This window comes from Streptomyces sp. NPDC046866 (assembly GCF_040704625.1).
Classification (GTDB): Bacteria; Actinomycetota; Actinomycetes; order Streptomycetales; family Streptomycetaceae; genus Streptomyces.
The window spans coordinates 198,502-217,872 of sequence record NZ_JBEYXN010000011.1 but is presented as its reverse complement, the minus strand read 5'-3'; the positions used below and the strand labels follow the sequence as shown (position 1 = coordinate 217,872).

Genomic DNA, 19,371 nt, shown 5'->3' with positions numbered 1-19,371 from the left:
GCCCCGCCGTTGCCCTGCCGGGGCTACCGGCCGCGCCCCGGGCGGAAGTCCTCGGCCGCGAGCAGGCCGGTGTCCGGGTTGTCCGTGAAGATGCCGTCGATGCCCTGCTCGAAGTACGTGCGGAAGGCGCCGAAGGCATCGCCGTACGCCGCCGGGTCGGTGCCCCTGCGGTACTCGGCCGGCAGGAAACTGTTCTCGTTGCGCGCGGTGTAGGGGTGCAGCACCAGGCCCTGTGCGTGGGCGTCCTTGACCAGGGTGGTCGGGGCGCCGAGCCGGCCGGCCGCATCGCGCGGGAGGATCAGGTCCATGGTCGGGCCGATGCCCTGGGCGAAGCCGGCGATCCACTTCAGCCCCTCGGGCGTGACCAGGTCGGCGACCGTGCGCCGGTCCCCCGCAGCCTCGAAGTCCCAGGGCCGGGTGTTCGCGGCCCCGAGCAGGACCACGCGCGGCGCCGCGACCAGCCGGCCCAGGCGCTGGATGCTGGAGGGCTCGAAGGACTGCAGGAACACGGCGGCGGTGCGCCCGTCGCGCCCGTAGCGGCGCAGCAGCCGGGCGAGGGGTTCCTCCAGGCCGAGCCCGAGGCCCCGGAAGTAGGTGGGGTGCTTGGTCTCCACGTGCAGCCAGATGCGCCTGCCGCGGCGCTTGCCCTCCTGCTCGGCCCACCGCAGCACCTCCTCGAAGGTGGGCACGTCCCAGCGGCCGTCGTACAGGGTGCCGCGCTGGCGCACGGCGGGGATGCGTTCCTTCGCCCGCAGGGTCTTCAGCTCGGCGAGGGTGAAGTCCTCGGTGAACCAGCCGGTGACCGCGGCCCCGTCGACGGTCTTGGTCGTACGCCGGGAGGCGAACTCGCGGCGGTCGGCGACGTCGGTGGTGCCGCCGATCTCGTTCTCGTGACGGCACACCAGGTGGCCGTCCCGCGTCGGGACGAGGTCCTGCTCGACGACGTCGGCACCGAGGTCGAGGGCGAGGGCGTACGAGCCCAGGGTGTGCTCGGGCCGGTACCCGCAGGCGCCCCGGTGGCCGATGACCAGCGGCACCGGGAGGTCCTTGTAGCCCCCGCCGTGCCGCGCCCGCTCCGACTCCGACGGCTGCCCCGCCCGTCCGGCCCCCACCGGCTCCGCGGCGGCCGCGGGTCCCGCGGAGAGTCCCGCCGCGCCGGCGCCCGCCGCCAGGACGGCGGCCCCCAGGACCGTACGCCGTGCTGCCCCACCCTGCGTCATCTGTGCCACTCCTTGGTGTGAGAGGAGAGCCGATCGTAGGCAGGGAGGGGTGGCGGACAGGGGGGAACGGGTCAAACATGGCGCAAACGCGCGTCAACACTGCGTTTCCATGTGGTGAACCCGATGTGCGATCAGAGCTGACCCGCGAGTATCGTCCTCACCTGCACGACCGCCGCGTCGTGCGCTGCCGCTTTTGGATGCCGGAGGGCTCACGTTGTTCCGTACCGCGCTCATCAAGGCCACTGTCGGACCGGTCATGCGCATGATGTTCCGTACCCGGGTGGAGGGCATCGAGAACATCCCGGGATCCGGTCCGGTGATCCTGGCGGGCAACCACCTCACCTTCATCGACTCGATGATCCTTCCGCTGGTGTGCGACCGCACGGTCCACTTCATCGGCAAGGACGAGTACGTGACGGGCAAGGGCATCAAGGGCCGCGCCATGGCCTGGTTCTTCACCGGCTCCGGCATGATCCCGGTCGACCGTGACGGCGCCAACGGCGGCGTCGCGGCCCTGATGACCGGCCGCCGGATCCTGGAGGAGGGCAAGATCTTCGGGATCTACCCGGAGGGAACCCGCTCCCCCGACGGCCGCCTCTACCGAGGCCGCACCGGCATCGCCCGCCTGACCCTGATGACCGGTGCCCCCGTCGTCCCGTTCGCGGTGATCGGCACCGACAAGCTGCAGCCCGGCGGCAAGGGCATGCCCCGCCCGGGCCGGGTCACCATCCGCTTCGGCGAGGCGATGGAGTTCTCCCGCTACGACGGCATGGACCGCGACCGGTACGTGCTGCGCGCGGTCACCGACTCGGTGATGGCCGAGGTCATGCGGCTGTCGGGGCAGGAGTACGTGGACATGTACGCCACCAAGGCCAAGGCCGCCTGACCCGCCCGGTACTCCCCTACTGGCGCCGGAGTGACCGGCTGACGCCCGCCGCGGTGGTCGTGGCGAGGATCCAGCCGGTCACGATCAGCAGGTACGACAGCCACTGGTACCAGCCGGCCGGCGCGAAGGCCTCCTCCTGCCCGAAGCCGATGATCGGCAGCAGCAGGTCGATGGTGTAGAAGAGCGGGTTGAAGTCGGGGGCCTCCCCCGGCTTCAGCGGGCGGGGGTGGTGCAGCCCGTACGCGACCCAGCCCGTCAGCACCAGCAGCAGGAGCCAGCCCGCCGCGCGCAGCGGCCGGAAGCCGTAGCCGACGGTGCCGTCCTGGAGCAGCCCCCACAGCCGGGTGTGCCGGGGCAGGGTGCGCCGGTGCCGGCGGAGCTTGGCCAACTGCACCGTCCGGGCGCCCGCCTCGTCGCCGACCGTGCGGTAGGCCGCGGCGAGCTGCTCGTAGGCGTACGGGAGGTAGCCGGTCTCCTCGCGTTCCAGCAGCGGCAGCCGCTCCTCGGCCGGCAGGTGGGGGTGCAGCACGCGGTACGTGAGCCCCTCGGTGCGGACCACCGGCGGCCAGACTCCGGGTTCGGCGTACACCATGTCCAGCTGGCTGCGGCGCAGGTTGACGATGCCGTCGATGGGCGGGCACAGGCGGAGCCAGAACTCGCCGACCGCGCAGCTGCTGGCCCTCAGGGCCACCCCGCCGGGGTTGGCGAGCCGGGCGCGGCTGAGGATCAGCTGGCCGGGGATCCGGGCGCCGGTGAGGTTGAACATCCCGTCGGCTTCCAGCCGGTTGCAGCGCAGGTCGGTGCCGACGGACAGGGTCTCGGCGTGCAGGGCGATCCCGCCGGGGGCGTCCAGGCGGGCCCGGTCGAGGTTGATCTGGCCGCCGACCGTGGTGCCGTTCATGCGGATCTGGCCGTGGACGGTGAGTTCCATGGCGATGATGTCGGTTCCGATGTCGGCGTGGTTGATCTGGAGCGGCGGCTCCTCGGCCGCCTCGGGGTTCTCCCCCGGGGGCGCCTCACCGGTGCCCGGGGTGCCGATGACCGCCCGGCGCAGGAAGAGCCCGCCGGATATCCGGGCTCCCGCGAGCCGGACGGGCCCGGTGATGCGGCAGCAGGACAGGCGCAGGTCGATGTCGACGGTGACGGTGGACGCGGTGAGTCCGGGCAGCGCCGAGTCGTTCAGGACCAGGGCGCGCAGCCGGGCCCCGAACAGCTGGGGCTTGCGCTCGAACCGGCAGCCGCGCAGCCGTATCGGGTGGTCCACGACGGCGTACTTGAGGTTCAGCTTCCCGGTGATCCGGGCGCCCCGGACGTTGAGTTCGGCGACCTGCCCGGTCTCGGTGGGGCCGCTCAGCAGGAGGGCGGCGAGCACGTCGGCGCGTACGGTCCGTTCGGGACCCCAGGCGTCCCCGGCGGAGGCGTCCTCGTCGGGGCCCTCGCGGAAGTCGACGCCCTCGCCGCGCGGGAAGGCCTCCCACACGCGGCGTTCGGCGGGGGTCAGCTCGGTGATCTCCATCGCCGGGATGGTGTCCCGCTCCCCGACGGGCTGTCAACTCCGTTCCGTGCGCCCTGTCATGGGGAGCCTTCAGTGCTGCGCGGGGCTTTCCTGGAGCTTCTGCCCGGTGAGGAGGAACCAGGCGGCGACGGCGGTGGCCAGCAGGACGAGCGCGCTGACGCCGGAGGCGAGGCGCAGTCCGTCCACGAAGGCGTCCTGGGCGGCGGCGACCATGGTGTGTGCGGTCTGCGGGTCCAGGGTGCCGGCCGCCTCGACGGCGCCGCCGAGGGAGTCGTGGGCGGCCTCGGCGACCGGCGCGGGGACCTCGGCGGGGGCGGTGAAGCCCTGGTAGACGCCGGTGACGATGGAGCCGAGGAGGGCGATGCCGAGGGCGGCGCCCAGCTCGTACGCCGTCTCGGAGACGGCCGAGGCGGCGCCGGCCTGCTCCTTGGGCACGCTGGAGAGGATCACGTCGGCGGTGACGGTGAAGGAGAACCCCGCGCCGAGGCCCACGACCAGCAGGGACGTACCCAGCAGCGGGTAGCCGCTGTCCTGGTGGACCAGGGTGAGCGCGCCGAGCGCCAGGCCGATGGCGCCGAGGCCCCCGGCCACGACGGTGCGGACGGAGAACCGGCGGGCCGCGTGGCCGGCCGCCAGGCCGGTGACCACCGCACCGATGGCGGCCGGCAGTTCGGCGAGTCCGGCCTCCAGCGGCTCCCGGCCCTGGACGAGCTGGAGGAACTGCGAGAGGAAGAACAGCAGCCCGGACAGCCCGAAGACGGTCAGCAGGTCGGCGACGACGGCGCCGGAGAACCCGCGGTCCTTGAACAGCCGCATGTCGAGCAGCGGCGCGCAGAGCGTGAACTGGCGGCGCACGAAGGCGACGAGGGCGGCCGCGCCGACGGCGGCGGCGAGCGCCACCTGCCAGGTCAGGCCGTGGGTGGCGGCTTCCTTGACGGCGTAGACGACGCCGATGACGCCGACGAGGGAGAGGCCGACGCTGAGCAGGTCCCAGGGCCCGGCGACCGGGTTCCTCGACTCGGGCAGCAGCTTGATGCCGACGACGACCAGGACGACCATCACGGGGAGGTTGATCAGGAAGACCGAGCCCCAGTAGAAGTGCTGGAGCAGCGCACCGCCGACGACGGGGCCGACGGCCGCGCCGGCGGAGGCGGTGGCGCCCCAGATCCCGATGGCGAGGCTGCGCTCGCGGGGGTCGGAGAAGATGTTCCGGATCAGCGCCAGGGTCGACGGCATCAGGGTCGCCCCGGCCACGCCGAGGAGGGCCCGGGCCACGATCATCATCTCGGGGCTGGTGGCGCAGGCCGTGAGGACGGAGACCGCGCCGAAGGCGGTCGCGCCCGTCAGGAGCAGCTTCTTGCGGCCCATGCGGTCGCCGAGGGAGCCCATGGAGACGAGCAGGCCGGCGATGACGAAGGAGTAGATGTCGCCGATCCACAGCAGCTGCGTGCCGGACGGCTTGAGGTCCTCGGAGAGGGAGGGGGTGGCGAGGCCGAGGACGGTGGCGTCGACGGCGACGAGGAGGACGGCGAGCACCAGCACGGCGAGCGCGAGCCAGCGCCCGCGGCTGCCGCCGCCACCGGTGACCTCCGCCCCCGTACGGGGCTTCAGCTGCTCGGTCCTGGTCATGTCCTATCACTCCGTCTGGCGCCACCGAGCAACAGCTCGATGATCATGTATTGGAAGTCCTTGGCGGCGACCCGGCCGTCCATGACGGCCCAGGCGCAGGTGCCGATGAGGCCGTAGAGGGCCTCGGTGAGCCATGCCGGGCTCAGGTCGATGCGGATGTCGCCCTCGGCCTGGCCGCGCCGGAAGAGCGCGCCGACGCGGGCGTCGAGCCGGGCCCAGCCCTCGTTGACCTGGTCGCCCTCGAAGAGCTGGTTCTCGGTGACGAGGAAGGCCAGCAGCTGGGCGTTGGCCTCGCTCTCCGCGACGAGCCGGCGCAGGGCGTCGACCGCGGTGCCCTCGTCGAGGCGGGCGCGGTCGAAAGCCCCTTCGAACTCGCGGATGCCGAGTTCCTCCAGGGCCCGCACGAGGGCGTCGCGCCCGGCGAAGTGCCGGTGGAGGGTGGCGCGCCCGATGCCGGCGGCGCGGGCGACCTCGTCCATCGTGGCGGTCGACTTGCGGGAGAGCAGGGCCGCGGCGTCGCGGAGCACCTGGTCACGATCCATGGCCATGAGACAACAATACACCAAATGAGACGTTGGCGTCTCATTTATTTCGGGTGCCCGTCGGCGCCCCGAGAGGAATGCTGTGTACATGACGCCAAAGCCGCTGCTCCTGATCGACGTGGACGGCCCGCTGAACCCCTACGCCGCCCAGCCCCAGCGCCGCCCCGAGGGCTACACCACCCACCGCATGCGCCCCACCGGCTGGACCGAGGCCGAGAGCCGCAAGCCGCTGCGCGTGTGGCTGAACCCCGCCCACGGTGCGCAGCTGCTCGCGCTGGCGGACGCGTACGACCTGGTGTGGGCGACGACCTGGAAGGACGAGGCCAACGACTGGATCGGCCCGCAGCTGGGCCTGCCGCGGCTGCCGTACATCGACTGGCCGCAGATGCACGGGCGCGCCCCGCGCGGAACCTTCTGGAAGACGCAGTACGTCCTGGAGTACGCGGGCGAGCGGGAGTTCGCATGGATCGACGACGACATCACGGCGCTGGACCGCGAGTACGTCGACCAACGCCACCCGGTGCGGTCGCTGTTGCTGCGCATCGACGAGCAAGTGGGGCTCAGTCGAGGCGACTTCGACGCACTGGCGGACTGGGCGGCGTGAAACGCCGTGCGGGGCGGCGGTTTTGATCATGCTCGCGTGGCCGCCATAGCATGCGCATGCCACCCCCTGCGACCTTCGTCCGACGAAAGCGACCCATGCGCATCCAGCGGATCCTCGCCACGACCGCCGCCCTCACCTGCCTCGCCGTCCTGCCCGCGTGCAAGGGAGGCGGCGGCCAGGCGGCACCACCGGGCACCCCCGCCTCCTCCGCCTCCCCCGCTGCGGCCGAGGGCGCCGGCGACGGCCCGCTCGTCAAGGCGCAGCAGTACATGCGCGAGTGGGCCGGCTGCGAGAACCTGAGCGCGAAGGCCGACGACCCGAGGATCCCGAGCGGCGACTTCCCGAAGGTCGGGCAGTGGTCGGTGACGGAGGTCGGCGTCTGCAGCACCACGGCCGACAAGAGCGACATCGTCATCGCCGTCCCTAAGGACATGAAGGAGTTCCAGGCGGGCTACAAGCAGTACGTCCTGGACCGGATCGCCGGCGGCGACGGGGCGTACGGGCTCTTCAGCAACGTGATCGTCGGCAAGGGCTTCGTCGCCTTCCCCACCCTGCCGAAGACCTCCATGGCCCTGGTGCGCTCCGAGATGCGCGTCCTGACCTGCAACCCCACCGCCCCCGTGCCCCAGGGCTACAAGCGGGAGAAGGCGCTGGTCGAGTACTGCAACCTCAGTGATTTCGTCCCTGCGAAGGACGGCGCGGGCAGCCCGAACCTCGAGACCCCGCAGGAGGGCCCGAACGGCGGGCCCGGCCAGCCCGCCACGGGCAGCCTCGGCCTCCCGCGGGCGGGCAGCATCGCCGAGCTGCGCACGCTCGTGAGCAACAGCCCCCTCGCCTGCAAGGACCACTTCTCCACCGATCCGGAGGCGGTGGGGATCGAGTCCATCGACTACCAGCCGGTGGTCAAGGGCAAGGCGGCGGACTGGGGCATCACCGGCCGGGCCCTGTGCGGCCAGCCGGCCGGGGAGCGGCGCGCCCACGACCTGAGCTGGCTCGACACCGTCGGCGACATGAAGAAGCTGCAGACGAAGGCGAAGGCCGCCCAGCTGGCCGACCTGAAGGACGACGGCAGGCTGAGCGCCACGGCCAGCGTGCTGCTCGTCGGCGAGAACGTCGCCGTGGAGACCAACAACGCCTCGGCCCGGTTCGTGCTGTACCAGCACCCCCGCTTCCTGTACCTGAACTGCGTACCCGGCTTCTCCGCCCCGACGGGGTACCGGCTGGAGAAGGCCCAGGTCGAGGGCTGCGTCCTGACCAACTACGAGCCGGAGCACCCGGTGGGCTGAGCCGTCTTGCGGCGAGGGCGCGGACACGACGGAGGGGCGGTCGGAGCACTGGGCTCCGACCGCCCCTCCGGGCATCCCTCGGCGTGCGGACGTACAGGGCCCTGGCCCGTGGGGGCCGGTGGCGTGCGGGCCGCAGGGCCGCGGGGGGTACGGGGGCGCCGTACGGGCGGGTGCCGTACGGCAGGCGCCGTGGGGCTACTGCTTGTGCGCGGCCCAGGCGTGCTGGATGACCAGGTCCGCCTTCAGCTCGTTGAGCTGGAGCGCCACCGCCGAGGGGGCGGTGCCGCCGCGGCCGCTGCGGGAGGCGAGCGCCCCCGGCACGTTCAGCACGGTGCGGACCTCGGGGGTGAGGTGCTCGGAGATCTTCGCGAACTGCTCGTCGGTGAGCTCGTCGAGCTCGATCCCGAGCGACTCGCACTCCTTGACGCACTCGCCGGCCACCTCGTGCGCCACCCGGAACGGGACGCCCTGCTTGACCAGCCACTCCGCGATGTCCGTCGCCAGGGAGAACCCGGCCGGCGCCAGCTCCTCCATCCGCTCCCGGTTGACCGTGAGGGTGGCCATCATGCCGGTGAAGGCCGGCAGCAGGACCTCCAGGGTGTCGCAGGAGTCGAAGACGGGCTCCTTGTCCTCCTGCAGGTCGCGGTTGTAGGCCAGCGGCAGGGCCTTGAGGGTGGCCAGCAGGCCCGTCAGGTTGCCGATGAGCCGGCCCGACTTGCCGCGTGCCAGCTCGGCGATGTCCGGGTTCTTCTTCTGCGGCATGATCGAGGAGCCGGTGGAGAAGGCGTCGTGGAGGGTCACGAAGGAGAACTCCTTCGTGTTCCAGATGATGATCTCCTCGGCGATCCGCGACAGGTTGATCCCGATCATCGCGGTGATGAACGCGAACTCGGCGACGAAGTCGCGCGAGGCCGTGCCGTCGATCGAGTTGCCGACCGAGCCCCGCTCGAAGCCCAGGTCGGCGGCGACCGCCTCGGGGTCCAGGCCGAGCGAGGAGCCGGCCAGGGCGCCGGAGCCGTACGGGGAGACCGCGGTGCGGGTGTCCCACTGGCGCAGCCGCTCGGCGTCCCGGGACAGCGCCTGCACGTGCGCGAGGACGTGGTGCGCGAAGAGCACCGGCTGCGCGTGCTGGAGGTGGGTCCGGCCGGGCATCGCCACGTCCGCGTGCGCCTCGGCGAGGCCGACCAGCGCGTCCTGGAGGTCGGCGATCAGGCCGCCGATGATCCGTGCGTGGTCGCGCAGGTACATCCGGAAGAGCGTGGCCACCTGGTCGTTGCGGGACCGGCCGGCGCGCAGCTTGCCGCCGAGCTCGGCGCCGAGCCGCTCCAGCAGGCCGCGCTCCAGGGCGGTGTGGACGTCCTCGTCGGCGATCGTGCCGGTGAACGACCCGTCGGCCACGTCGGCCTCGAGCCGGTCCAGGCCGGCGATCATGCGGTCGAGCTCGTCGGCCGTGAGCAGCCCCGCCTTGTGCAGGACCCGGGCGTGGGCGCGGGATCCGGCGATGTCGTACGGCGCGAGGCGCCAGTCGAAGTGGACCGACGCGGAGAGCTTCGCCAGGGCCTCGGCCGGGCCGTCGGCGAACCGGCCGCCCCAGAGCCGGACGTCACCACCGTTGTTGCTGCTCACAGGTACTGCTCCTCAAAAGGGTGGGTGTACGGCGGCCTCCCCGCCGCGGAGGTAACGGGGAGGCCGTCGGGGTGCTGCGCTCAACGACGACTCAGGCGAGGTCGCGCTTCGCGGCGATCTTCGCGGAGAGGGCGAAGATGTCGATGAAGCCCTGGGCCTTGGACTGGTCGAACGTGTCGCCGGTGTCGTAGGTGGCCAGGTTGAAGTCGTAGAGGGACTCCTCGGACTTGCGGCCGGTGACGACGGCGCGGCCGCCGTGCAGGGTCATCCGGATGTCGCCGGTGACGTGCTGGTTGGCCTCGTTGATGAAGCCGTCCAGGGCGCGCTTGAGCGGGGAGAACCACAGGCCGTCGTAGACGAGCTCGCCCCAGCGCTGCTCGACCTGCCGCTTGTAGCGGGCCAGCTCGCGCTCGACGGTGACGTTCTCCAGCTCCTGGTGGGCGGTGATCAGTGCGATCGCGCCGGGGGCCTCGTACACCTCGCGGGACTTGATGCCGACGAGGCGGTCCTCGACCATGTCGATCCGGCCGATGCCCTGGGCGCCCGCGCGCTCGTTGAGCTGCTGGATGGCCTGCAGAACGGTGACCGGCTTGCCGTCGACGGCGACGGGCACGCCCTCCTTGAAGGAGATGACGACCTCGTCGGGCTCGCGCGGGGTGGCGGGGTTGGAGGTGTACTCGTAGATGTCCTCGATCGGGGCGTTCCAGATGTCCTCGAGGAAGCCCGTCTCCACGGCGCGGCCGAAGACGTTCTGGTCGATGGAGTACGGGGACTTCTTGGTGGTCGCGATCGGGAGGTTCTTCGCCTCGCAGAAGGCGATGGCCTTGTCGCGGGTCATCGCGTAGTCGCGGACCGGGGCGATGCACTTGAGGTCCGGGCCGAGCGCCTGGATGCCGGCCTCGAAGCGGACCTGGTCGTTGCCCTTGCCGGTGCAGCCGTGGGCGACGATGCCGGCGTTGTGCTTCTTGGCGGCGGCGACCAGGTGCTTGACGATCGTCGGGCGGGAGAGGGCCGAGACCAGCGGGTAGCGGTCCATGTAGAGGGCGTTCGCCTTGATCGCCGGGAGGCAGTACTCGTCGGCGAACTCGTCCTTGGCGTCGGCGACCTCGGCCTCGACGGCACCGCAGGCGAGCGCGCGCTTGCGGATGACGTCCAGGTCCTCGCCACCCTGGCCGACGTCCACGGCAACGGCGATGACCTCGGCGCCCGTCTCCTCGGCGATCCAGCCGATGGCGACGGAGGTGTCCAGGCCGCCCGAGTAGGCGAGTACGACGCGCTCGGTCACGGGTTTCTCCTTACGGTGCATTCAACGACAGGCATAACTATGCACTACTCCGTATGTTTCGTCAATGAGGGCGGGTGGCGCCCTCCTGACCAGCGGAAATTTCGGGCGACGCGCGCCGGACCCCGCCAGTACGCTCGGGCGCCAGGGCGCACACGGGTGCCCCGGGGGTGCCGAGAGGTGCCCCAGGGAGCAGGGGAAGAGGGAGGGCGGGGGCGCGGATGGGAGCGGATCACCGGTGGGCGGTGGCGGAGGGGCGCGGCGCCGCAATGGCGCTGCTCTGCGGCAGTGCGGTATCGCTGCGGCACGTCCTTCCGGACACCGGGGCCCGGGCGTGGCTGGCCTTCGACGAATGCGCGCGCCGGGCGAGGGGTGCGACCGCCCGCGACCGCGCCGACGCCCCCGTGGAGCTGCGGCTGTGCCACCCCGACGGGCGGGTACGGGAGGCGGCGCTGCTCTCGCTGCGGCCGCGGATGCCGGGACAGGTGGCGGCGCCGGCCTCGCTGCCGCTGCCCCTCGTGGTGATCCGCTGCGCCGACTGGGTTCCGGCCGTGCGGGCCCGGGCCCGGCGGCTGCTCGTCGAATCCCTGGCCGCCGACGCCCGGTACACCGTGTTCAGGGCCCTCCCCCTCGTCCTGCGGCTGGCCGGACGGGAGGAGGGCGGCTGGGCGCTGGAGCTGTTCGAAGCCGCCCTCCACGCGCGGGAGCCGCGCCTCGCGCAGTGGTGGCGCGTCGGGCTCCTGACGGGCCGGCCGACGCGGCGGCAGGCCGACGAGATCCTGGGGTGGCTGCGCCGCACCCGCGACGTGCCGGCCCGGCGCTTCGCCGCCCGCATCACCCTGGCCCGCACCCGCTGGGCGATGTCCGTACCGGACATGGCCCGGGAGGCCGGCGCCGAGGGCGACACGATGACCGCCCGGATGTGGACGGACGCCGTGCTGCGGAAGCTGGCGGCACAGCGGGCCGGCGGGAGGCGGGAGGCGGAGCGGGCCGAGGCGATCGAGGCGCTGCTCGCCGGTCGCCTGGCAGCGGTGCGCGCCGCCGGGGTGACCGCGCTGCGGGGCGCCGGCCGGGCCGAGGAGGGCGTACGGTACCTGGCCGACCCGGCCCGCTCGGTACGGGCCTGCGCCCGCTGGCTCGTGGGCCAGGGCGGCGGGGACCCGCGCGAGCACTACCGCCGCCTGGTGACCGACCCGGCGGGGCCCTCCCCGTACGCGGTGTCGGGGCTCGCCGAATGCGGCGAGGCAGCGGACGTCCCGCTGCTGCGGGACCTCCTGGCGCACCCCGCCGGCCGGGTGCGCGCCGCAGCGGTGGCGGGGCTGCGGCGGCTGGACGCGACGCCGGAGGACGCGGTGCTGCTCGCCCTGCTGGACGACCCCGCCCCGTCGGTGGCCCGGGAGGCGGGCCGGGCCCTGCGGCCGGTGGCTTCCCGGCTGGATCCGGCGGCCCTGACCGCGCGCTGCACCTGGAGGTACGCCGTGCACACGCGCCGGGCGGCCTCTCGCCTCCTGCGCATCCAGGACGGCACGCCGGCCCTGAAGGCGGCCTGGGACCCGGCGGAACACGTGAACCCGAGGCACGGCAACCCGAGGCTGCGGGAGGCGTGGCCGTCGGGGAAACTCCACGACCGCATGGACGGCCGACTGCGCGCGTTCATCGAGGAGCAGCCGGTCTTCTTCACCGCGACCGCCCCGCTCGCCGCCGACGGCCACGTCGACGTGGCCCCCAAGGGCTGCAAGGGGAACCTCGTCGTCCTCGACGAGGAGACCCTCGCCTACCTCGACTTCGGCGGCAGCGGTGCGGAAACGATCGCCCACGTCCGTGAGAACGGCCGGATCACCCTCATGTGGTGCGCGTTCACCGGTCCGCCGAACATCGTCCGCATCCACGGCGAGGCCGAGGCCGTCTTCCGTGACGACCCGCGGTGGGCCGAGCTCGTCGGGCTGTTCGCCCAGGCCGACGGGGCCGGTGCGCGGGCCGTCATCCTCGTGCACGCCCAGCGGATCGACGACGCGTACGGGTAGGCCGTCCCCCTCATGGAGTAGCCAGGGCGAGCGCACCCCTCCCTGCACGGTTCCTCGGCCGCGAGACCGACGAGGAGTTCGCGGACTGCTGCGAGAAAAAGGACGTCGTCGGAGTGAGCGTCGACGGCCTGCCTGCGCTGCCTCTGGCCCTTCCTGCGCGTACCGTCTGACACGTGCTGCTGCGTACCGCTCTCGTCACCGGCTCACTGATCGTCACCGGCCTGCTGCCGGGGCAGGGGACTGCGCCCCTGCCGGAGTTGCTCGCCGACACGGGCGGCGGCAGCCAGCTGATCACCGCCGTCGCGCCCGCGCCCGGCTCCACCACGGGGCGGGTGACCTGGTGGGAGAAGTGGGCGGGCCGCTGGTACGAGAAGGGCAGCACCGACGCCCGCTTCGGCGCCAAGGGCCTGACCGAGGGCGCGACGCGCGTCCAGGGCACCGAAACCACCCCGGCCGGCCTCTTCGCGCTCCCGTACGCCTTCGGGATCCGGCCCGCCCCGGGCGGTACGGACTACCCCTACCGGCGGGTGACGGAGGGGTCCTGGTGGTGCCAGGACAATGCGTCGGCCAGCTACAACCGCTGGGTGGAGCCGCTGCCCGCGGACTGCGCGCCGGGCGAGTCCGAGCACCTGGCGGCGTACGGGACGCAGTACGCGCACGCCCTGGTCATCGCCTTCAACTACGACCAGCCGGTGCGCGGCCGCGGCGCGGGCATCTTCCTGCACGTCAACGGCAAGGGGGCGACGGCGGGTTGCGTCTCGGTCCCGGTGGGCGCGATGCGCGCGATCCTCCGCTGGGCCGACCCCGCCCGCCTGCCCCACATCGCCATCGGGACGGCCGCGGGCCCGGGTTCGGCCCCGGGCCCGCTGGACATCACCCGCTACTGACAGCGGCCCGGGTCCCCGGGTCCGTCAGGTTTCCTTCTGGGCCAGGCGCAGGAGGTGGTCGGCCAGGGCCTGGCCGCCCTTGGGGTCGCGGCTGATCAGCATCAGCGTGTCGTCGCCGGCGATGGTGCCGAGGACGGAGTGCAGTTCGGCCTGGTCGATGGCCGAGGCCAGGAACTGGGCCGCTCCGGGCGGGGTGCGCAGGACGACGAGGTTCGCGGAGGCCTCCGCCGAGATCAGCAGTTCGCCGGAGAGGCGCCGCATGCGCTCCTCCTTGGCGGACTCGCCGAGCGGGGCCTGCGGGGTGCGGAAGCCGCCCTCGCTGGGTACCGCGTAGATGAGTTCGCCGCCGGTGTTGCGGATCTTCACCGCGCCGAGCTCGTCGAGGTCGCGGGAGAGCGTCGCCTGGGTGACGCTCAGCCCGTCGTCGGCGAGCAGCTTGGCCAGCTGGCTCTGGGAGCGGACCGGCTGCCGGTTGAGGATGTCCACGATCCGGCGGTGGCGGGCGGTGCGCGTCTGGGGAACGGCGGGTCCGCCCCCGGGTTCCGCCGCCTGGGGGGACCCCCAGCGCTCGTTGTCCTGCGCCTGGCTCATCGTCTTCTCATTCCCCGGTTCGTCCGTCCCCGTTGGCTGCGTCGAGGATGCCGGGCAGCGCCTGGACGAATGCGTCCGCCTCGGCCTCGGTGAGCACGTACGGGGGCATGAGCCGTACGACGTCGGGGGCGGGCGCGTTGACCAGGAAGCCGGCGTCCTGGGCCGCCTGCTGCACCTGCGGTGCGTGCGGCCCGGTCAGCACGATACCCAGGAGAAGGCCCTCGCCACGGACATGGGAGACCAGAGGGTGCCCCGTGGCCTCGATTCCGGAGCGCAGTTGCTCGCCGCGCGCCTTGACCCGGTCGAGCAGGCCGTCGGCGGCGATGGTGTCGATGACGGCGAGGCCGGCGGCGCAGGCGACGGGGTTGCCGCCGAAGGTGGTGCCGTGCTGGCCGGGCCGCAGGAGGTCGGCGGCGGGGCCGAAGGCGGCCACGGCGCCGATGGGCAGGCCGCCGCCGAGCCCCTTGGCGAGGGTGACGAGGTCGGGCTCGACGCTCTCGTGGGCCTGGTGTTCGAACCAGTGGCCGCAGCGCCCGATGCCGGTCTGGACCTCGTCGAGGACGAGGAGGGTGCCGGTGGCCCGGGTGATCTCGCGGGCGGCCTCGAGGTAGCCGGCGGGCGGGACGACGACGCCGTTCTCGCCCTGGATCGGCTCGATGACGACGAGGGCGGTCTCCTCGGTGACGGCGGCGCGCAGGGCGTCGGCGTCGCCGTACGGGACGTGCGTGACGTCGCCGGGCAGCGGGAGGAAGGGGCCCTGCTTCTTGGGCTGGCCGGTGAGGGCGAGGGCGCCCATGGTGCGGCCGTGGAAGCCGCCGTCGGTGGCGACCATGTGGCTCCGCCCCGTCAGCCGGCCGATCTTGAAGGCGGCCTCGACGGCCTCGGCCCCGGAGTTGCAGAAGAAGATCCGGCCGGGGCGGCCGAAGAGCTGCAGCAGCCGCTCGCCGAGCGCGAGGACGGGCTCGGAGGCGTACAGGTTGGAGACGTGCCCGAGGGTGGAGATCTGGCCGGTCACGGCGGCGACGACCGCGGGGTGGGCGTGGCCGAGGGCGTTGACGGCGATGCCGCCGACGAAGTCGGTGTACTGCTTGCCGTCGGCGTCCCAGACCTGGGCGCCTTCGCCGCGTACGAGGGCCACCGCGGGGGTGCCGTAGTTGTCGGTCAGCGCGCCCCGCCAGCGGGCCGCGTAGGTCTCGTTCCCGGTGGTCTGCGTACCGGTGCCGGTGTCGGTGTCGGTGTCGGTCACTGCTGTTCCCCTCCCTGTGCGTCGGGCACGACCATCGTGCCGATGCCCTCGTCCGTGAAGATCTCCAGCAGGATCGAGTGCGGGACGCGCCCGTCGATCACGCGTGCGGTGCTGACGCCTCGGCGGACGGCGTGCAGGCAGCCCTCCATCTTGGGCACCATGCCGCTGGACAGCTCGGGCAGCAGCTTCTCCAGCTCGCTGACGGTGAGGCGGCTGATGACCTCGTCGCTGTTCGGCCAGTCCGCGTACAGGCCCTCGACGTCGGTGAGGACCATGAGCGTCTCGGCGCCGAGGGCGGCGGCCAGCGCCGCCGCGGCGGTGTCGGCGTTGACGTTGTAGACGTGTCCGTCGTCGGCGCTGCGGGCGATGGAGGAGATGACCGGGATCCGGCCGTCCGCCAGCAGGGCCTCGATGGCCCCGGTGTCGATGGCGGTGATCTCCCCCACCCGTCCGATGTCGACGGGCTCGCCGTCGATCTGCGGGGTGTGCTTGGTGGCGGTGAGGGTGTGGGCGTCCTCGCCGGTCAGGCCGACGGCGAGCGGCCCGTGCTGGTTGAGCAGGCCGACCAGCTCCCGTTGGACCTGGCCCGCCAGGACCATCCGGACGACGTCCATGGCCTCCGGGGTGGTGACCCGCAGGCCGGCCCTGAACTCGCTGACGAGGCCCTGCTTGTCCAGCTGGGCGTTGATCTGCGGGCCGCCGCCGTGGACCACGACCGGCTTGAGGCCGGCCTGGCGCAGGAAGACGACGTCCTGGGCGAACGCGTCCTTGAGGGCGTCGTCGACCATGGCGTTGCCGCCGAACTTGATGACGACGGTCTTGCCGTTGTGGCGGGTGAGCCAGGGCAGGGCCTCGATGAGGATCTGCGCCTTGGGCAGCGCGGTGTGCTTGCGGGCGGGGGTGTGGTCGCTCATGAGGAGTAGGCGCTGTTCTCGTGGACGTACTCGGCGGTCAGGTCGTTGGCCCAGATCACGGCGGACTCGGTGCCGTGCGCCAGGTCGGCGGTGATGCGGACCTCGCGGTCCTTCATGGAGACCAGGTCGCGGTCCTCGCCGACCGCACCGTTGCGGCAGACCCAGACGTCGTTGATGGCGACGCCCAGCCGGTCCGGGTCGAAGGCGGCCCGGGTGGTGCCGATGGCGGAGAGCACGCGGCCCCAGTTGGGGTCCTCGCCGTGGATGGCGCACTTGAGGAGGTTGTTGCGGGCGATGGACCGGCCGACCTCGACCGCGTCCTCCTCGGTGGCCGCGCCGATGACCTCGATGCGGATGTCCTTGGTGGAGCCCTCGGCGTCGCCGATCAGCTGCCGGGCGAGGTCGTCGCAGACGGTGCGGACGGCCTCGGCGAAGGCCTCGTACGCGGGGGCCAGGCCGGACGCGCCGGAGGCGAGCAGGAGCACCGTGTCGTTGGTGGACATGCAGCCGTCGGAGTCGACGCGGTCGAAGGTGGTGCGGGTGGCGGCGCGCAGCGCCTTGTCGAGGGTGGCGCTGTCGAGATCGGCGTCGGTGGTGAGGACGACGAGCATGGTGGCGAGGCCGGGGGCGAGCATGCCGGCGCCCTTGGCCATGCCGCCCACCGTCCAGCCGTCCCGGCTGACCGCGGCGGTCTTGTGGACGGTGTCGGTGGTCTTGATGGCGATGGCGGCGGCCTCGCCGCCGTCCTCGCTGAGCGCGGCGACGGCGGTGTCGACGCCGGGCAGCAGCTTGTCCATGGGGAGCAGGACCCCGATCAGGCCGGTGGAGGCGACGGCGACCTCGCCGGCGTTGTGCTCGCCGCCGAGGGCCGCGGCGACCTTCTCGGCGGTGGCGTGGGTGTCCTGGAAGCCGCGGGGGCCGGTGCAGGCGTTGGCTCCGCCGGAGTTGAGGACGACCGCGCTCACGGTGCCGCCGCGCAGGACCTGCTCGGACCAGCGGACGGGCGCGGCCTTGACGCGGTTGGAGGTGAAGACACCCGCGGCGGCCAAGCGGGGCCCGTTGTTGACCACGAGGGCCAGGTCCGGGTTGCCGTTCTCCTTGATTCCCGCGGCGATGCCCGCCGCGGTGAACCCCTGTGCTGCCGTGACGCTCACTGCTTCTCCTTGTTCGCTCCGCCGCGGAGGCGGCTCGTGTCGCTGCCGCCCGCGCAGCGCCCGTGCGGGACCGTCGTCGTCCGCAGCCCGGTGGCTGCGCGTGCGCCGCTCACGGTGCGACTCCGATCGGGGAAAGGCCCAGCGTCTCCGGGAGGCCGAGGGCGATGTTCATGCTCTGCACCGCGCCGCCTGCGGTGCCCTTGGTGAGGTTGTCGATGGCGCTGATCGCGATGATCCGCTGCGCCGCCCGGTCGTGGGTGACCTGGATCTGTACGGCGTTGGAGCCGTACACGGAGGCGGTCGCCGGCCACTGCCCCTCGGGCAGGAGGTGGACGAACGGCTCGTCCGCGTACGCCTTTTCGTACGCGGCGCGCACCGCGTCCGCGGTGGTGCCGGGCAGCGCCTTGGCCGAGCAGGTGGCGAGGATGCCGCGGGGCATGGGGGCCAGGGTGGGCGTGAAGGAGACGCAGACGCGCTGCCCGGCGATCGGGGACAGGTTCTGCACCATCTCGGGGGTGTGGCGGTGCCCGCCGCCCACCCCGTAGGGGCTGACGGACCCCATGACCTCGGAGCCGAGCAGGTGCGGCTTGAGGGCCTTGCCGGCGCCGGAGGTGCCGGTGGCGGCGACGATCACGGCCTCCGGCTCGGCGAGCCGGGCGGCGTACGCGGGGTACAGGGCGAGCGAGACGGCGGTGGGGAAGCAGCCGGGGACCGCGATGCGCTTGGACCCCTCCAGCGCGGCGCGGCCGCCGGGCAGCTCGGGCAGTCCGTAGGGCCAGGTGCCGGCGTGGGGCGCGCCGTAGAACGCGTCCCAGTCGGCGGAGTCCTTCAGCCGGTGGTCGGCGCCCATGTCGACGACGAGGACGTCGTCGCCGAGCTCGGCGGCGACGGCCGCGGACTGCCCGTGCGGCAGGGCGAGGAAGACGACGTCGTGGCCGGCGAGGGCCTCGGGCGTCGTCGCCTGGAGGGTCCGGCCGGCGAGCGGCAGGAGGTGCGGCTGGAGGGGGCCCAGGAGCTGACCGGCGTTGGAGTGCCCGGTCAGCGCACCGATCTCCACTTCGGGGTGGGCGAGGAGCAGGCGCAGGAGTTCCCCGCCTGCATATCCGCTCGCTCCGGCCACCGCTGCACGTACCACCATCGGACCCTCCTCTTCGATGGCATGACTATACGTACCGCTGCACTTTTATGCAATCGGCTCCCCCGCCGGCCGGGCGAGCGGGTGGCGCACCCAGACGTTCGGCTCCACGTACGCCGCGTAGCCCTGCTCCGGGTGGCAGTGGACCGGGGTCAGGGCGCCGGGGACGTGCACCGGCCCCGCGGTGTCGAAGGGCAGGCCCGTCCAGCTGCGCCACTCGGCGAGGGAGCCGGTGATCGTCATCGACAGCGGGGCCACCGAGTCGATCACGCCGCCCGCGCGGACGTGCACCCGCAGCCAGGGGTCGTACGGCAGGCCGTCCCCGCGGGTGCGGTACGCGTACTCCCGGATCGGGGTGTCCGGCTCGGCCGGCTTGCCACTGGGGCGGACCGGGGCGACGACCTCGGCGAAGCCGCGCTCGCGGGCGTTGTCCCGCATCGCGGCCAGCATCCGCCCGGACAGGCCCTCGCCCTGGCGGGCGGTGTCGACGCTGATCTCGATCGCGCTGACCGTGTCGGGCGCGACGCCGCGGCGCAGGTCGGAGAAGGCCCACATGAGCACCTGGTCCCAGCCGCGGGCGGGCAGCACCCCGTCGCGGCCCGGCGCGTGCTGCGCGAAGGGGACGCTGAAGCCGCGGGCCACGACGGTGTCGCCCTCCGTGGCGATGAGGACGTACTCCGGCAGCTCCGCGACCATCCGGGGGTACAGGAGCCAGCCCAGCGAGTCGTGCGGGGAGAACGCGGGCCACGAGTCCGCCATGTCCCAGAGGCGGTCGGCGAGTTCGGGGCGCTGCGCGATGGTGGTGATCTCTATTGCGGTCATGACCGCA

Annotated in this window: 16 protein-coding genes and 1 pseudogene; 5 read left to right on the top strand and 12 right to left on the bottom strand. The window is 72.9% G+C overall.

Annotation, left to right across the window (positions count from 1 at the left end):
- Positions 1–23: 23 nt before the first annotated feature.
- Entirely contained in the window at positions 24–1,220 is a 1,197-nt protein-coding gene (locus AB0953_RS18865) for a glycerophosphodiester phosphodiesterase (RefSeq protein ID WP_366860612.1), read from the bottom strand.
- A gap of 256 nt (positions 1,221–1,476) precedes the next feature.
- On the opposite strand from AB0953_RS18865, the gene AB0953_RS18860 reads away from it, so the two are divergent.
- A complete protein-coding gene (locus AB0953_RS18860; protein ID WP_366860611.1) occupies positions 1,477–2,106 on the top strand; it encodes a lysophospholipid acyltransferase family protein in 630 nt (209 codons plus the stop codon).
- 16 nt (positions 2,107–2,122) lie between these two features.
- Here the strand turns inward: AB0953_RS18860 and AB0953_RS18855 are convergent, their stop codons facing one another.
- The 3 genes from AB0953_RS18855 to AB0953_RS18845 all read right to left on the bottom strand — a co-directional run bounded on the left by AB0953_RS18855 (position 2,123) and on the right by AB0953_RS18845 (position 5,799).
- Positions 2,123–3,622 (bottom strand): membrane-associated oxidoreductase, encoded by a 1,500-nt coding sequence (locus AB0953_RS18855; protein ID WP_366860610.1) that lies wholly within the window; start codon positions 3,620–3,622, stop codon positions 2,123–2,125.
- 69 nt (positions 3,623–3,691) lie between these two features.
- Positions 3,692–5,251 (bottom strand): MFS transporter, encoded by a 1,560-nt coding sequence (locus AB0953_RS18850; protein WP_366860609.1) that lies wholly within the window; start codon positions 5,249–5,251, stop codon positions 3,692–3,694.
- The gene (locus tag AB0953_RS18845) at positions 5,248–5,799 is read right to left on the bottom strand and encodes a helix-turn-helix domain-containing protein (RefSeq protein ID WP_366860608.1); all 552 of its coding nucleotides are present in this window, start codon (positions 5,797–5,799) and stop codon (positions 5,248–5,250) included. The genes AB0953_RS18850 and AB0953_RS18845 overlap by 4 nt, the downstream gene beginning before the upstream one ends.
- Before the next feature lie 82 nt (positions 5,800–5,881).
- Here AB0953_RS18845 and AB0953_RS18840 point away from each other — a divergent pair, with 82 nt between their 5' ends.
- Both AB0953_RS18840 and AB0953_RS18835 read left to right on the top strand, forming a co-directional pair.
- On the top strand, positions 5,882–6,397 hold the full coding sequence (locus AB0953_RS18840; RefSeq protein ID WP_366860607.1) for an HAD domain-containing protein: 516 nt from the start codon (positions 5,882–5,884) through the stop codon (positions 6,395–6,397).
- Between the two features lie 95 nt (positions 6,398–6,492).
- Entirely contained in the window at positions 6,493–7,683 is a 1,191-nt protein-coding gene (locus AB0953_RS18835; protein ID WP_366860606.1) for a hypothetical protein, read from the top strand.
- Between the two features lie 195 nt (positions 7,684–7,878).
- On the opposite strand, the gene argH is transcribed toward AB0953_RS18835, so the two are convergent.
- Together argH and AB0953_RS18825 are read right to left on the bottom strand one after the other, a co-directional pair.
- Positions 7,879–9,309, bottom strand: coding sequence for an argininosuccinate lyase (argH, locus tag AB0953_RS18830; RefSeq protein ID WP_366860605.1), 1,431 nt, complete (start codon positions 9,307–9,309; stop codon positions 7,879–7,881).
- Positions 9,310–9,400: 91 nt separating this feature from the next.
- A complete protein-coding gene (locus AB0953_RS18825; protein WP_366860604.1) occupies positions 9,401–10,594 on the bottom strand; it encodes an argininosuccinate synthase in 1,194 nt (397 codons plus the stop codon).
- A gap of 1,628 nt (positions 10,595–12,222) precedes the next feature.
- Here AB0953_RS18825 and AB0953_RS18820 point away from each other — a divergent pair.
- Together AB0953_RS18820 and AB0953_RS18815 are read left to right on the top strand one after the other, a co-directional pair.
- Positions 12,223–12,785, top strand: a pseudogene (locus AB0953_RS18820) (pyridoxamine 5'-phosphate oxidase family protein).
- A 9-nt stretch (positions 12,786–12,794) separates the two neighbouring features.
- Entirely contained in the window at positions 12,795–13,502 is a 708-nt protein-coding gene (locus AB0953_RS18815) for a L,D-transpeptidase family protein (RefSeq protein ID WP_366860632.1), read from the top strand.
- Between the two features lie 24 nt (positions 13,503–13,526).
- Here the strand turns inward: AB0953_RS18815 and AB0953_RS18810 are convergent, their stop codons facing one another.
- From AB0953_RS18810 to AB0953_RS18785, 6 genes are all read right to left on the bottom strand, one after another.
- Complete coding sequence (locus tag AB0953_RS18810) at positions 13,527–14,093, bottom strand: arginine repressor (RefSeq protein ID WP_366860603.1); 567 nt, start codon at positions 14,091–14,093, stop codon at positions 13,527–13,529.
- 7 nt (positions 14,094–14,100) lie between these two features.
- Positions 14,101–15,339 (bottom strand): acetylornithine transaminase, encoded by a 1,239-nt coding sequence (locus AB0953_RS18805; protein ID WP_366860602.1) that lies wholly within the window; start codon positions 15,337–15,339, stop codon positions 14,101–14,103.
- Positions 15,336–16,253, bottom strand: a complete 918-nt coding sequence (gene argB, locus AB0953_RS18800; protein WP_366860601.1) for an acetylglutamate kinase — start codon at positions 16,251–16,253, stop codon at positions 15,336–15,338. Before argB ends, AB0953_RS18805 begins: the two co-directional genes overlap by 4 nt.
- On the bottom strand, positions 16,250–17,407 hold the full coding sequence (argJ, locus tag AB0953_RS18795; protein WP_366860600.1) for a bifunctional glutamate N-acetyltransferase/amino-acid acetyltransferase ArgJ: 1,158 nt from the start codon (positions 17,405–17,407) through the stop codon (positions 16,250–16,252). The genes argB and argJ overlap by 4 nt, the downstream gene beginning before the upstream one ends.
- Before the next feature lie 109 nt (positions 17,408–17,516).
- On the bottom strand, positions 17,517–18,545 hold the full coding sequence (gene argC, locus AB0953_RS18790; RefSeq protein WP_366860599.1) for an N-acetyl-gamma-glutamyl-phosphate reductase: 1,029 nt from the start codon (positions 18,543–18,545) through the stop codon (positions 17,517–17,519).
- Between the two features lie 45 nt (positions 18,546–18,590).
- A complete protein-coding gene (locus AB0953_RS18785; RefSeq protein ID WP_366860598.1) occupies positions 18,591–19,364 on the bottom strand; it encodes an N-acetyltransferase in 774 nt (257 codons plus the stop codon).
- Positions 19,365–19,371: the final 7 nt, after the last annotated feature.

What these genes read in the sequence shown, in the direction of transcription:
- AB0953_RS18865 (WP_366860612.1), bottom strand. Translation starts at nt 1,220, where the DNA reads ATGACGCAGGGTGGGGCAGCACGGCGTACGGTCCTGGGGGCCGCCGTC.
- AB0953_RS18785 (WP_366860598.1), bottom strand. Translation starts at nt 19,364, where the DNA reads ATGACCGCAATAGAGATCACCACCATCGCGCAGCGCCCCGAACTCGCC.
- AB0953_RS18850 (WP_366860609.1), bottom strand. Translation starts at nt 5,251, where the DNA reads ATGACCAGGACCGAGCAGCTGAAGCCCCGTACGGGGGCGGAGGTCACC.
- argC (WP_366860599.1), bottom strand. Translation starts at nt 18,545, where the DNA reads ATGGTGGTACGTGCAGCGGTGGCCGGAGCGAGCGGATATGCAGGCGGG.
- AB0953_RS18855 (WP_366860610.1), bottom strand. Translation starts at nt 3,622, where the DNA reads ATGGAGATCACCGAGCTGACCCCCGCCGAACGCCGCGTGTGGGAGGCC.
- AB0953_RS18840 (WP_366860607.1), top strand. Translation starts at nt 5,882, where the DNA reads ATGACGCCAAAGCCGCTGCTCCTGATCGACGTGGACGGCCCGCTGAAC.
- AB0953_RS18835 (WP_366860606.1), top strand. Translation starts at nt 6,493, where the DNA reads ATGCGCATCCAGCGGATCCTCGCCACGACCGCCGCCCTCACCTGCCTC.
- argB (WP_366860601.1), bottom strand. Translation starts at nt 16,253, where the DNA reads ATGAGCGACCACACCCCCGCCCGCAAGCACACCGCGCTGCCCAAGGCG.
- AB0953_RS18860 (WP_366860611.1), top strand. Translation starts at nt 1,477, where the DNA reads ATGCGCATGATGTTCCGTACCCGGGTGGAGGGCATCGAGAACATCCCG.
- AB0953_RS18845 (WP_366860608.1), bottom strand. Translation starts at nt 5,799, where the DNA reads ATGGCCATGGATCGTGACCAGGTGCTCCGCGACGCCGCGGCCCTGCTC.
- AB0953_RS18810 (WP_366860603.1), bottom strand. Translation starts at nt 14,093, where the DNA reads ATGAGCCAGGCGCAGGACAACGAGCGCTGGGGGTCCCCCCAGGCGGCG.